This is a genomic window from Amycolatopsis sp. NPDC050768, from assembly GCF_040654155.1.
Classification (GTDB): Bacteria; Actinomycetota; Actinomycetes; order Mycobacteriales; family Pseudonocardiaceae; genus Amycolatopsis.
In genome coordinates, this window is sequence record NZ_JBFAHL010000016.1 from 218,567 (window position 1) to 230,760 (window position 12,194).

Here is a 12,194-nt window from a genome sequence, read left to right on the forward strand (position 1 = left end):
GGACACGGCCGATCTCGGTCCGCTACAGTGAACCGGTCAAGAAGGGGACTCTCGTGCGAAACACCGCCATCGGCAGCAGCCCACCTCCCCAGGCACCGGGACCGGTCACCCTCGTGCTGCCACCCGACACGACGGCCGGGCACCTCATCCGCCGCGCCCAGCAGGCGCACACGGCGCTGTGGTCAGCCGAGGTCGGCACCGAAGTCACCGGCCCGCAGTACGCGATCCTGAGCGCGCTGAGCCGCCGGTCTGGGGTCGACCAGGTCACCGCGGGCCGCGCGGCGTCACTGGACAAGTCGACGACGGCCGACATCGTCGACCGGCTGCGGCGCAAGGACTGGATCCAGCGTGACCGCGACACCGGCGACGGCCGCCGGTACCTGCTTTCGCTGACCCCCTCGGCCAAGGCGATGCTGCCCGACCTCACCGCCCGGGTGGAGACGGTGCAGGACCGGCTGCTGCACCCGCTGGGACCTAACCTGCGGCGCAGCTTCGGCAGGCTGCTGGGCCAAGTGGCCTACCAGGGGCCGGTGCCCACTGGAGGCAAGGACGAGGACAAGGACATCGAGGTGCTGCGGCTCAGCTCGACGCCCGGCCACCTCATCCGGCGGGCCGAGCAAGTGCACGGCGCACTCTGGACCCGGCACGTCGGCACCCAGCTCACGCCATCGCAGTACGCGCTGCTGTGCAGCCTCGTCTGGCGCCCGGCGATCGACCAGACCGCGGCCGGCGAGATGGCGTCGCTCGACAAGTCCAGTGCCGCGGACATCGTGGCGCGACTGCGGCGGCGAGGCTGGCTGCTCGACACCCGGGACGAGACCGACCGGCGGCGCAAGCTCCTGGTGCTCACCGACCTCGCGCGCGACACGCTCGCCGAGGTGACGCCCGCGGTGCAGACCGTTCAGCGCGACCTGGTGGCACCGCTGTCTCCCGCCGAACAGGACAAGCTGATCAGCCTGCTGCGGCGCGTCGCGTACCAATGACCGTCCGGTGAAGACTGTCGCCGCATCAGGTGACCGAGTCGGAACGCGAGGTGGTCCGTGTACGCGCCGCGCACGTGCGCGAGGTCCTGACCGAGTCGTCATCGTCCCAACTATCGGCAACGGATTCTCGACGCGATCAACACTGCCCGCCTGCGATGCTCCACTTTCCCTTGTGGCACTGAATGTCTCGTCCTTGTGACGCAATGCCTGCCCGCGAGACACTTGGAATGTCGACCGGGAAGATCGCAGAAATGTAGTCCTGACAGGGTTCGTCGAACTCGGCGATTCAGATCAGATCCTTTTGCGGCCGATGGACGGAGGGGCCTTGTCCTCCAGCAGAGCCCGGGTGCCGTCGTGTCCAGGACTCCGGGAGGCGGCGATGAATGCGTGAAGAAACGCAAAGCCAATTGCCAATCCGACCCCATGGGCCACCACAAACCTGGCTGATGTGACAGCAAGACCGCCGAGGAAGAGTTCAAGACGCTGTGCGACCTTTTCGGACCGCCGAAAGTGAGCCCCCGAAACGTGGGTGGTCACCTGAGCCGATGGCCGGGCCCTACCGCGGGATGGCGGCGTGGTCCAGGTCAAGGATTACGGGCGCGTGGTCGGTGCACTGGCCGACCGCGGCGTGGTCGACGACGTGGACGCTGCGCACGGCGGCGTCGGGCGCGTGGTGGGTGGCGTACCAGCGGTCGATGCGGCGGGGCGGGTGGTGATCGGCCGGGTGGAACCCGGTGGTGGCGGCCCAGGGGGCGCCGGTGATCCGGGCGCAGTCGCGCATCCGGCCCAGGTGCTCGAGCCGGATCGCGACGCGGCGGTCGAGGTGTCCGTGCTCGTCGAACTGGTAGGCGTGGTCGGGGTGCCAGGGCTGGTGCAGGTAGGGGTCGTGATCGTAGAAGTGGCTGTCGCCGTCGACGGTCGGGACCGTGGTGGCGCCGACGCCGTTGAAGCCCCCGCCGATGAACCCGGGCACGTCGTCGCGGTGCATGGCACGCAGGATCTGCGCGGCGTCCGACCATCCCCAGGCCTGGTCGAACCGGGACAGTTGAACGGACCCGACGCGCAGTCGTGGGCCGCCGAGGTCGAAGACGCAGGTGACCATCGAGTGCCACATCCCGGCGTCGGCGCGCTCGAACCGGCCGATGGTGCCGGGCACGGGGGTGACTCCGTCGCGCCAGAGCAGCGCGGTGTGGTGGATGTCGCCGCCCAGGGCGAGCATCGGCTCGCCGCGGTGTTTCCACTGCCGGTCCACGGCCTTGGCCAGTCGTCGCAGCCGCGTCGTCGCCAGGTCCCGCTTGTCGGGGTCGCGGGGGCCGGGTTCGCGGGCGACGATCTCCTGCACCGCCAGCACATCCGCGTCGAGCCCACGCACTAGCGCCTCCAGGCGCGCGAACCGTTCCTCCGCGGCCGGGCTGTCGCCGTCGTAGAGGTTGAACGCGTTCACCGACACCAGCCGCACCGCGACCTCCGAGTTCGTTCCGTCCAGCACCGACCGGCCCAACCGATGGCGCGGGGCCGACGGCGACACCGTAGCGCGGTGATCACCGCGCCGGCCCGGTGCCGAGAGCCGGGCCTGCCAGGATGAGGTGATGATTCAGGACAGGCCGTCGTGGAGGGACGCGACTTAAAGGACTACACCGCTGCCAACGACCCGAACCACATGCTCCGCCGGCCCAACGGCTACACATCCAAAGACGCGTTCGCCGACAGCCGGATCCCTGTCGACCAACTGCAGGGATCCGAGGCCGACGCGATCGAGCGCGGCGGCAGCATCGAGGTGTTCACCGACGAGGACAGCGCGAAGACCCGGATGGACTACATCCAAGCGATCGGGAAGGGCCTGCCCGCTGCGGCCGAGTATGACTTCCTCGCCGGCCCCATGCCAGTCGCGAGTTCTCCGGCGACTCTGTTCAGCGGTCCCTCGATGGCACCAGGCCCGGCGCCACCAGATCATGCCGCGGGACGTCGAATCGGGTGGAGAGTGCTCGAAGGCCTTCGAGCAGCTCGACGCACGCCAGGCCACAGCCGAGGCCGCTCCGTCGAACGAGCCGTTCGTGACGGTCGCCAGCTGCATGGGCAGGCTCGCCTTCAGCGGTGACTCCTTCGGATCGACGCTGCCGAGCCGTCGAACTCATCGTCAACCACGGGGCGGGCGCGTCATCCCGGACCATCGGGATGGGAGAGGTCGTAGGCGCGGGAGACCTTCTGGGGGACCACCATCCGCCACGCGTCCACGACGAACTCGCGGGCCTCGGTCGGGTCCAGCGGAGCGAGCTCGGCGTGGACCCAGTTGAACCGCATGTCCGACTCCGACGGCAGCCCGAACTTCTCCGGCTCGCCGGCGATGAGCGCGGCGCGCTCCTCTTTCGGGAACGCGAACCCCATCACTGTCTCGTCGAGGGAGAACGCGACATAGACGATCTGCTTGACCCGGAACTTCAACCGGCCGCGCACGTAGACCGGATAGGAGCGCTCGAGCTCCGAGCCCAGGGCGCGAACGTCCTCGATTACCGCCATGACGCACCTCCTCACCCGAGGACTAAGGCTGCCACGTCGCGCCCAGCGCGCGCGGGATGCCGGTTGTCCTGGGTCGTTCCCGTCACCAGGGTGCCCTCGATCGGCAGATGCAGCCAGCCGGCCGCGCGCTCGGGGGTCGGTGTGGTCCATCTCCTCCAGCTCCCCAATCAGGCGCTCACCAAGCCGCCGGCGGAACCCTCGGTCTCGACACGGGCCGGATAGTCGGGATCCTCGAGGGCGATGTCGCCGGCGAAGTAGAGGCAGCAGCGGAAGTCGTCGTTCGCGACGAGCTCGTCGAGCCGGTCGAAGAGGCCGAGCAGTTCGCACTGCGACAGTGCGGCAACGGCGGCGTTGCCCGGCCGCGCGTGCGCTTGTTCTTGACCTGGGATGTCGAACGGCGTCTCGAAATGGTTTCGAGCAACCAGTTCCCCGGCCCGCGCGCGCGAACCATCCACAGTGATCGCCCAAGGGATTAGTGCGAGATCAGATACGCGGACTTACCGGTCGCATTGGCGTATCGCCTCGGGACAGATCGCGACGCGCGCCCCCAGCCGGTTCGCCAACCTGCACCATCTTGACCCTACTCCGTGGTCGCCGGTACCTCGGTGGACGAGCGGCGAGGTTTCGACCGCGACCGGGCTGCGAAAAGACGAATCCGAAGATCATCAAGAGGTCGACAAACGCGGTGCCGATGCACACACCGAAGTCGATCTCATCGGGTCGATGCAGGTCCACCGCCGCCGCCGGGTCGGCGACCACCTCGACAGCCGAACCGGACAGTTGGACCGCAGAGCAGTTCACGCCGCCGTCCAAGTACACGAAGAACGCAATGGTCGTCGTCACGCCGGACGGGCAGCGTGGCGTCGTCGCCGTCGACGGCGACAAGCCCTTAGTTGTGCTGGCGGTCGCGCGAGCGGTAGCGGTGTTCCCTGTCGACTGATGGCGACGACGCACGCGTGGTCGACGCGGTGAAGCTGGTGTTGGCCACGGCGGTGGCACGAGAGCGCCAGCTCGAGCGTGTCCATGTAGTGACTGACAGTGGTGCCACTCCGACCGCTCAATGATCGGCATGACCGCCATTGTCTCGATCCACATCGATGACTGCATCCATCGATTCGGACCGATACTCTCCGAAACGAAGCAGGGGCCGACCCGCGTGACGGACTGGCAGACGGTAAGAATGAGAGCGTGCCGGAAGAAGTCGAGGTCAGCGCCGGGCGCACCCGCAACAGACGCGGCGAAGGCGACCGGCTGCGCAGGGAGATCCTCGACGCGGCCAGCCGGCTGCTGTCCGAGCTCGGCGGCGAAGACGGGCTCACGATCCGCGGCGTCGCCCGCGCGGTCGGCATCGCGCCCGCGAGCATCTACCAGCACTTCACGGACCGCTCCGCGCTCGTCGCGGGCCTGCTCGACTACGAGTTCGCCCGGCTACGCGCCGCGATGGAAGCGGCCGAAGCGAGCGAGGACCCGGACGACGTCGTCGGCCGCGTGCGGGCGCTGCTCCACGCCTACTGCCGGTTCGCCATGGAGAACCCGGGGCACCACCGGCTGATGATGGCCAACGGGGTCACCCGGCCCGGGCCCGAGGTGCGCCCGCAAGGGCCGCTGCCGGCCATCGTCGATCTGGTCATCACCGGCTTCGCTCGCTGCGACGCCGGCGGCTTCCCGCTGCGGGTACCCGCCGAGCGGGCCGGCGTGATCGCGTTCGTCGGCGCGCACGGTCGAGTCGCGCTGTTCCACAATTCGCCGGAGCGTGCGAACGCGGCCACGATGGAGCCGTTCGTCGACGAGGTCGTTTCGCTCGTCTTTGCTTGACCCACGGGCGTTTTCTCCCGTTTGCCCCCGACTGTTCTCGGCCGTCCCGGTGATCTTGTGCACGAGGGTGGCCAACTTCCCACCAGGTTGCTTACTCTGTGCTCAGTCCTTATCCGAACAATCGTTCGGTTACCCTGCGTAGGAGGTATGAGATGTCGGAGGCTCTGTCCGACGCGCCCCAATACCCGATGTCGCGCGGCCGCTGTCCGTTCGACCCGCCGCCGGAACTCGATCGGCGACTGCATGACGAGCCGGTGTCCCACGTCAAGATCTGGGACGGCAGCGAACCCTGGCTGTTCACACGCTACGAAGACGTCCGGGCAATGCTCGCCGACTCGCGGGTCAGTGCCGACACCGATGTACCCGGCTATCCGCAGCAGTCCCCGGGTATCGCCGCCAGGAGCAAGCGCGCCAAGGTGTTTTTCAGCATGGACGATCCCGGACACGCCGCCCAACGGCGCCTGTTCACCGCCGACTTCATGGTGAAGAAGGTGGAGCGCCTGCGGCCACGGATCCAGAAGATCGTCGACGAGCTGATCGACGACTTGCTGGCCGGCCCGAAGCCCGTGGACCTGGTGCAGGCCTTCGCCCTGCCCCTGCCTTCGCTGGTGATCTGCGAGCTGCTCGGTGTGCCGTACTCCGACCGCGCGTTTTTCCACCGCGTCAGCAAGATCCTGATCTCGAAGGCATCGTCGCCGGATGAACAAATGTCGGGAACGGAAGAGCTGCTGGCCTACCTGCGCGGGCTGGTGAAGGAGAAGCAGGCCGAGCCGGGCGACGACGTGCTCAGCCGGCTCGCCGTGGAGCAGGTGACCACCGGGAAGATGACCGCGGACGAAGTCGCGATGATGGGCCAGCTGCTGCTCGTGGCCGGCCACGAGACCACGGCCAACATGATCGCGCTCGGTACCACGGCACTGCTGGAACACCCGGATCAGCTCGACCTCGTGCGAGACGGCGACCCGGCGCTGGTGGCCAACGCCGTGGAGGAACTGCTGCGCTACCTCTCGATCGTCCACACGGGACGCCGACGGGTGGCGCTGGAGGACATGGAGCTCGCCGGGCAGACGATTCGCAAGGGCGACGGGTTGATCGGCGCGTCGGACGTCGCGAACCGCGACGCCGAGGCGTTCCCGGAGCCCGACAAGCTCGATGTCACGCGCAAGGCTCGCCACCACGTGGCGTTCGGCTACGGCGTGCACCAGTGTCTCGGGCAGCCGCTGGCTCGAGTCGAGCTACAGGTGGTCTACAGCACGCTCTACCGGCGGATCCCGACGCTCAAGCTCGCAGCGCCATTGGAGGAGCTGGACTTCAAGCACGACATGGTCGTCTACGGGCTGCACTCACTGCCCGTGACATGGTGACTGTTCCCGAAAGGACGCAACAGATGAAGGTGGTCATCGACCAGGCCCGGTGCGTCGGAGCGGGCCAGTGCGTGCTCGCGGCGCCGGAGGTGTTCGACCAGCGCGAGGACGACGGCATCGTGGTGCTGCTGGACGAGAACCCGCCCGAACAGCTGCACAACCAGGTCCGCGAGGCGGCGCAGATCTGCCCCGCACTGGCGATCGAACTGGAGAGCTGAGGGTTTCCGGTTGTCCACTGTGGAACAGGTCGCGCGCCACACGGTGGTGTGACGCCCGACCGGATGTCCGGGGGGCCAGCCGCCCGTGCTAGATCCGCCTGAGGCTCATGGACAGGTCGGCTCGCGCGCCGAACGGGGTGGTGGTCGTTGTCGTGACTGGTCTTCGCTTCATCCGCGGTGTCGGCACGGTCCGGCGCGGACTGGTTCGAGGACGACTGTCCAGAGTGGACTGGTGCGTCGGGTGTGGAGCAGGCGGTGGAGCACAGCCCCGAACACGGCGCCCAGGACCGGGGCGATCAGGTAGATCCACAGATCGCCGAGGTGTCCGCTGAGGATGGCCGGCCCGAGCTGGCGGGCCGGGTTGAGCGAACCACCGCTGCGCGGCCCGAGGAGTGCGATCACCAGGCCGACCGACAGCCCGATGACGTACGGAATCAGGCGGGCGTGACCGGAGAAGCTTCCAACCACGAGCATCAAGAGGGCCATGAAGCCCGCTTCCGCGAGGAAGACGGAAGCGGGCTGCCAGCCGGGCGCGGGGCTGATCGCGGCAATCGCGATCTGCGGGTGGGTGACCACCTGCCCCCACGCCAGCCGCCCGAGGGCGGCGCCCGCCACCGAACCCGTGAGCTGGGCGAGCACATACGGCGCGACGCGACGCCCCGGGAAGTCGTTCATCAGCCACAGTGCGACCGTCACGGCGGGGTTCATGTGTCCCCCGCTGCGCCTGCCGAGCGGGCTCAGCATGAGTCCGATGAGCATCGCCCCGCTGAGTACCCCGATCACGGCCAGCGCGCGGGGCAAGTTGGCGATGTAAAGCGTGCCTCCCGGATCACGCAGCCACCGGACCTCGGTCACCGTGAGGAACAGCAACACGGTGGTGAGCACGAATTCGTCGGCGGCGTATGCGAAGGACAACCGGCGTAGCAGGACAGGAGCGGTATTCACGATGGCCTCCGAGGGTCGCGTGCCGGGAACCGGGAATTTCCCGGCACCGTGGCCGCTGATCAGCCGCGCAGTCCTACGGCGAGTTCGCCGGCGCCCGCAGCGGGTACACGCAGTCCGCACCGGGGCGGTGCGGTCGTTTTCGCGTCAGGCGTTCGGCGTGTAGTGGCCGGGCACCATGCGAGTCGACACGCCGAAGCGGTTGAACGCGTTGATGGTGGTGATGGCCGCGATGAGGTGGGCGAGTTCGGTTTCGTCGAACTCCTTCGCCGCCTTCGCGTACACGTCGTTCGGGACGAATCCGTCGGTGATCACGGTGATCGCCTCGGTGAGTTCGATCGCCGCGATTTCCCGTGCGGTGTAGAAGTGCCGCGATTCCGCCCACGCGTCCAGTTGCAGGATCCGTTCCGCGGATTCACCAGTGGCCAGGGCGTCCTTGCTGTGCATGTCGAGGCAGAAAGCGCAGTGGTTGAGCTGCGACGCGCGGATCTTGACCAGGTTGACCAGGTCGGGGTCGAGGTTCTTCTTCGCCGCGGTGTCCAGGCGCAGCATCGCCTTGAACACGTCTGGGGCCAGCTTCATCCAGTCGAGGCGTGGAGCGTGCTCCGGGAGGCGTATGTGATTCGTCGTCATGACAGCCACGCTACGGGCCACAATCCCGCACACCTGGTCCATTTCCCGGCCGGGGCGGTGGGCCACTCACGGCCGCGTCCGGTATGAGCCAGTGCACAGTGGACATGCCACCGGCTGCCCTTACAGTGGGAAGACCGAGGCCCGCCGACCGAAACAGGCCGCGCCCGAATTCAGCACCGACTCCAAGAAGGAATCACGGGATGAACCAGACGTACCCCGTGCTGCTCGATTTCGCCGTGAGTGGCACCGGCACCCTCCTCGTCGCCCTGCACGTACCCGGTGAAAACCGTCGATCGTGGGACCGGCTCAGGCTCGAGAGCCACTTTCGCGTGATCCACGTCGATCTGCCACGGCCGGCTGCCCACGACGTCCTCACCCTCGCAGACGACTTGCACGCCGTCGTCGAGGCGGTCGCGCCGGGGCATCGGCCGCGGCTGGTAGGGCAGTCGATCGGCGCGGTGGTCGCCGCCGCGTACGCCGCTGCCCACCCCGCAGGCGAAGTGGCCAACCTGGACCAGCTGCTCGAACTGTCCGTTGTGGACTTCCGGCGGTGGGTCGCACGCAGCACCTCCACACCGGCATGGCTCGTCGCCCTGGACATCGACGGGACCCTGCTGCGCGAAGACGGGTCCGTGAGCGACGCGGTGCTCACGCAGGTCCACCGGCTCGATGCCGCCGGGCACCATGTGGTGCTCACCACCGGCCGCTCCGCAGCGACCACCGTCCCGCTGCTCGACCGTCTCGGCATCACCCCGCAGTTCCTGGTGTGCGCCAACGGAGCGGTGACCCTACACCGGGATCTGGACGTCCCAGGCGGCTACCGGCGCGGCCGGGTGGAGTCCTTCGACCCGGCCGACGTGCTCCGGTCGATCCGCGCACATCTGCCCGACGCCCGCTTCGCCGCCGAGGACAACCACGGTCGTTACCGCCTCACGGAACCCTTCCCGTTCGGCACGACCGGATTCGACGACGAGCCGGTACAGGTGGCGTTCGAGGACCTTTTGGGCCATCCCGCGACCCGCGTCGTCGCGTTCGCGCCCGGCCACGACATGACCGATTTCCTTTCCGTGGTGGGGAAAATGAGCCTGCGGCGGGTGAGTTTCGCCGTCGGCTGCACACCGTGGCTCGACCTCGCCGCCGAGGGCGTCAACAAGGCCAGGGCGGCTGAAGGCGTACGCGCCGAGCTCGGCGTCCCCCGCGAGCGGGTCCTGGCCGTCGGCGACGGCCACAACGACCTCGAACTGCTCGCCTGGGCGGCCGAGCGCGGTCGCGGCGTCGCGATGGGACAGTCGCCCGCCGAGCTGATCGCGGCCGCCGGCGAACTGACCGGAACCGTCCACGAAGACGGGCTCGCCCAGGTCCTCGCCACGCTGTAGCTCAGCGAGGCAGCACCTGGCACAGCGCGGCGAGCGCGCCCGCCCACGCACTGTCGGACGGGGTGGCGTAGCCCACGACGAGCCCGTCATCGCGCGGCACCGGTCGCTCCCCCGCATCGTCCGGATGGGACTCCCGCACTGACGGGTGCGCGAAGTCCCCCAGCCCGTCGAGAGCGACACCCACCCGGGCACCCGCGGCGATCACCGACCGCTCGGTGCCCGGCGGGAGGTCGAGCACCGCGTGAAGACCCGCCGCGATCCCCGACACGCGAATCCCTGGCGCCTGCTCCGCGACCGCCGCGACCAGCTGGTCACGGCGGCGCCGGTAGCGCAGCCGCATCGCCCGCACGTGCCGGTCGTAGTCGCCGGACGTGAGGAACTCGGCGAGCGTCAGCTGGTCGAAGGACCCGGGTGCCCAGTCCACGTGGCCCTTGGCGGCGATCACGCCCTGCGTCACCGACCGGGGTAGCATCATCCACCCGATGCGCAGCCCGGGCGCGAGCGATTTGCTCGCGGTGCCGAAATAGACGACCCGATCGGGGTCAAGGCCTTGCAGCGCACCAATGGGCTGGCGGTCGTACCGGAACTCGCCGTCGTAGTCGTCCTCGAGCACCAAACCCCCGGTCGCCCGCGCCCAGTCGATGACGGCGGCCCGGCGGTCCGGACGCAACGCACCGCCGGTCGGGTACTGGTGCGCTGGCGTGAGCAGGACCGCACCCGCGTCGAGGGAGGCGAGTTCCTCGATCCGCGTGCCGTCCTCGTCGAGGGGCAGAGCCGGCGTCTGCAGGCCGGTTTCGGTGAGCAGGTCGTAGTACTGGGGCACGCCGTAGGTCTCGACGGCGACGGTCCGCACGCTGCGCGCCTTCAGCACGCTGCCGATCAGGCGCAGCCCATGGACGAACCCCGCGCAGATCACGATGCGCTCGGGCGACGCGTAAACGCCGCGGGCGCGCGCGAGGTAGTCGGCGAGCGCCGTGCGGAGTTCGACGCGGCCGCGCGGGTCGCCGTAGCCGAGAGCTTCGTGCGGCGCGGCCATGATCGCGCGCCGGGACGCCGCCAGCCACTGCGCGCGCGGGAAACTCGCCAGGTCCGGGTTGCCGGGCAGCAGGCTGAACCGCGTGTCCGACGTGCGAATCGGCGTCGGCCGGCGGAGCGCGACGCGGTCCGAGCCGGGCGTCGGCGCACGACGGGGCTCCGCCCGGCGGGCGACGCGCGTGCCCGAACCCTGCCGCGCGGTGAGCCAGCCTTCGGCCACGAGCTCGGCGTACGCGTCGGCCACGGTGTTGCGCGCGATCGACAGATCAGCCGCCAGCGTCCGCGACGACGGCAACTGCGCGCCGGGCACGAGGCGGCCCGTGCGGACGGCCTCGCGCAGGGCGTCCATGAGCGAAGTGCGCACGCCGTGGCGACCGCGAAGGTCCAGGTGATCCAGGTACAGATCAGCGCCGAGACCCTCGGCGGACCGCTTTTCCTCCGGCGAATTGGCCCGTGTTCCCGACATGTAAATGGACCATACTCCTGATCCATTTTGACCTAGCGTGAGAACTGAGCCTGTCGCACCGATCGCGAATCCGGTTGCAATTCACCACCGCTCGCCAATCGCCCCGATCCGCTCAGCCCGAGTCGCACCCAGCCCCAAGGAAGAGCCATGAGTTCACTCGACGTCCGGGAAACGCCCGGCGAACCACCGCCCGGCATCAGCACCAAGTTCGCGGTCCTGCTGGCCGTTGTCTGCGGGATCGCAGTCGCCAACATCTACTACGCCCAGCCGTTGCTGGAGGAGATCGGGAACGACCTCGGGGTCGGGCCGGCCGGGCTGGGGTTCGTGTCGACCGTGACCCAGATCGGCTACTTCGCCGGACTGATCTTCATCGTGCCGCTCGGCGACCTGCTCAACCGGCGGGTCCTCATTCCGATCGGGTCGGTGATCGCGGCGGTGGCCCTGGTCGCCGTGGCCGTCTCACCGGGGCCGGTGACGTTCTTCATCGCCAGCGGTGTCGTCGGACTGGCGACCGTGGTGCAGCAGGTCATCATCGCCTACTCGGCCGTGCTGAGCAGCCCTGAATCGCGGGGCCGGGTCCTCGGCATCGTGACCAGCGGCGTCGTCATCGGCATCCTGCTCGCGCGAACCGTGGCGGGCCTGCTCGCCGACGCATTCGGCTGGCGCTCGGTCTTCGTCGTCTCCGCCCTGCTGATGCTCGGAGTGGCCCTCGTCCTCGGTGTCAAGTTGCCGCCGGAGCTGCCGGACCGACCGTCGGTCTCGTACCGCAAGCTGATCACGTCGATCGTCACGCTGACCGCGCGCGAACGCGTGTTCCGCGTGCGCAGCCTCATCACGCTGTTCAT

General features: G+C 68.8%; 14 protein-coding genes. 8 read left to right on the forward strand and 6 right to left on the reverse strand.

Annotated elements, in window-relative coordinates:
* The first annotated feature begins 53 nt into the window (after window positions 1–53).
* A complete protein-coding gene (locus AB0H62_RS37430) occupies window positions 54–983 on the forward strand; it encodes a MarR family transcriptional regulator (RefSeq protein ID WP_360591382.1) in 930 nt (309 codons plus the stop codon).
* 556 nt (window positions 984–1,539) lie between these two features.
* Here the strand turns inward: AB0H62_RS37430 and AB0H62_RS37435 are convergent.
* Window positions 1,540–2,472, reverse strand: coding sequence for a hypothetical protein (locus tag AB0H62_RS37435; protein ID WP_360591384.1), 933 nt, complete (start codon window positions 2,470–2,472; stop codon window positions 1,540–1,542).
* A 120-nt stretch (window positions 2,473–2,592) separates the two neighbouring features.
* On the opposite strand from AB0H62_RS37435, the gene AB0H62_RS37440 reads away from it, so the two are divergent.
* The gene (locus AB0H62_RS37440; protein ID WP_360591386.1) at window positions 2,593–3,081 is read left to right on the forward strand and encodes a hypothetical protein; all 489 of its coding nucleotides are present in this window, start codon (window positions 2,593–2,595) and stop codon (window positions 3,079–3,081) included.
* 59 nt (window positions 3,082–3,140) lie between these two features.
* Here AB0H62_RS37440 and AB0H62_RS37445 read toward each other — a convergent pair whose 3' ends face one another.
* Both AB0H62_RS37445 and AB0H62_RS37450 read right to left on the reverse strand, forming a co-directional pair.
* Window positions 3,141–3,500, reverse strand: coding sequence for an MmcQ/YjbR family DNA-binding protein (locus AB0H62_RS37445; RefSeq protein WP_220243222.1), 360 nt, complete (start codon window positions 3,498–3,500; stop codon window positions 3,141–3,143).
* A gap of 167 nt (window positions 3,501–3,667) precedes the next feature.
* Window positions 3,668–3,955, reverse strand: coding sequence for a hypothetical protein (locus AB0H62_RS37450; RefSeq protein ID WP_360591388.1), 288 nt, complete (start codon window positions 3,953–3,955; stop codon window positions 3,668–3,670).
* 236 nt (window positions 3,956–4,191) lie between these two features.
* Between AB0H62_RS37450 and AB0H62_RS37455 the strand changes: the two genes are divergently transcribed.
* The 4 genes from AB0H62_RS37455 (at window position 4,192) to AB0H62_RS37470 (ending at window position 6,897) form a co-directional block, all read left to right on the forward strand.
* Window positions 4,192–4,440: a hypothetical protein gene (locus AB0H62_RS37455; RefSeq protein ID WP_220243225.1), complete on the forward strand. Its 249-nt coding sequence runs from the start codon at window positions 4,192–4,194 to the stop codon at window positions 4,438–4,440.
* Between the two features lie 248 nt (window positions 4,441–4,688).
* Window positions 4,689–5,315 (forward strand): TetR/AcrR family transcriptional regulator, encoded by a 627-nt coding sequence (locus AB0H62_RS37460; protein ID WP_255638336.1) that lies wholly within the window; start codon window positions 4,689–4,691, stop codon window positions 5,313–5,315.
* Window positions 5,316–5,467: 152 nt separating this feature from the next.
* The gene (locus AB0H62_RS37465) at window positions 5,468–6,679 is read left to right on the forward strand and encodes a cytochrome P450 (RefSeq protein WP_220243226.1); all 1,212 of its coding nucleotides are present in this window, start codon (window positions 5,468–5,470) and stop codon (window positions 6,677–6,679) included.
* 23 nt (window positions 6,680–6,702) lie between these two features.
* Window positions 6,703–6,897 carry a ferredoxin gene (locus tag AB0H62_RS37470; protein ID WP_220243227.1) on the forward strand — a complete coding sequence of 65 codons (195 nt, stop codon included), beginning with the start codon at window positions 6,703–6,705 and terminating at the stop codon, window positions 6,895–6,897.
* A 168-nt stretch (window positions 6,898–7,065) separates the two neighbouring features.
* Here AB0H62_RS37470 and AB0H62_RS37475 read toward each other — a convergent pair whose 3' ends face one another.
* Both AB0H62_RS37475 and AB0H62_RS37480 read right to left on the reverse strand, forming a co-directional pair.
* On the reverse strand, window positions 7,066–7,842 hold the full coding sequence (locus tag AB0H62_RS37475; RefSeq protein WP_220243228.1) for an aquaporin: 777 nt from the start codon (window positions 7,840–7,842) through the stop codon (window positions 7,066–7,068).
* Window positions 7,843–7,986: 144 nt separating this feature from the next.
* On the reverse strand, window positions 7,987–8,472 hold the full coding sequence (locus tag AB0H62_RS37480; protein ID WP_220243229.1) for a carboxymuconolactone decarboxylase family protein: 486 nt from the start codon (window positions 8,470–8,472) through the stop codon (window positions 7,987–7,989).
* Window positions 8,473–8,672: 200 nt separating this feature from the next.
* On the opposite strand from AB0H62_RS37480, the gene AB0H62_RS37485 reads away from it, so the two are divergent.
* Window positions 8,673–9,848: an HAD family hydrolase gene (locus AB0H62_RS37485; protein WP_360591391.1), complete on the forward strand. Its 1,176-nt coding sequence runs from the start codon at window positions 8,673–8,675 to the stop codon at window positions 9,846–9,848.
* Window position 9,849: 1 nt separating this feature from the next.
* On the opposite strand, the gene AB0H62_RS37490 is transcribed toward AB0H62_RS37485, so the two are convergent.
* Window positions 9,850–11,349 (reverse strand): PLP-dependent aminotransferase family protein, encoded by a 1,500-nt coding sequence (locus AB0H62_RS37490; RefSeq protein WP_360591393.1) that lies wholly within the window; start codon window positions 11,347–11,349, stop codon window positions 9,850–9,852.
* Window positions 11,350–11,496: 147 nt separating this feature from the next.
* Between AB0H62_RS37490 and AB0H62_RS37495 the strand changes: the two genes are divergently transcribed.
* On the forward strand, window positions 11,497–12,194 hold a 698-nt coding region (locus AB0H62_RS37495; RefSeq protein ID WP_360591395.1), incomplete at its 3' end, for an MFS transporter.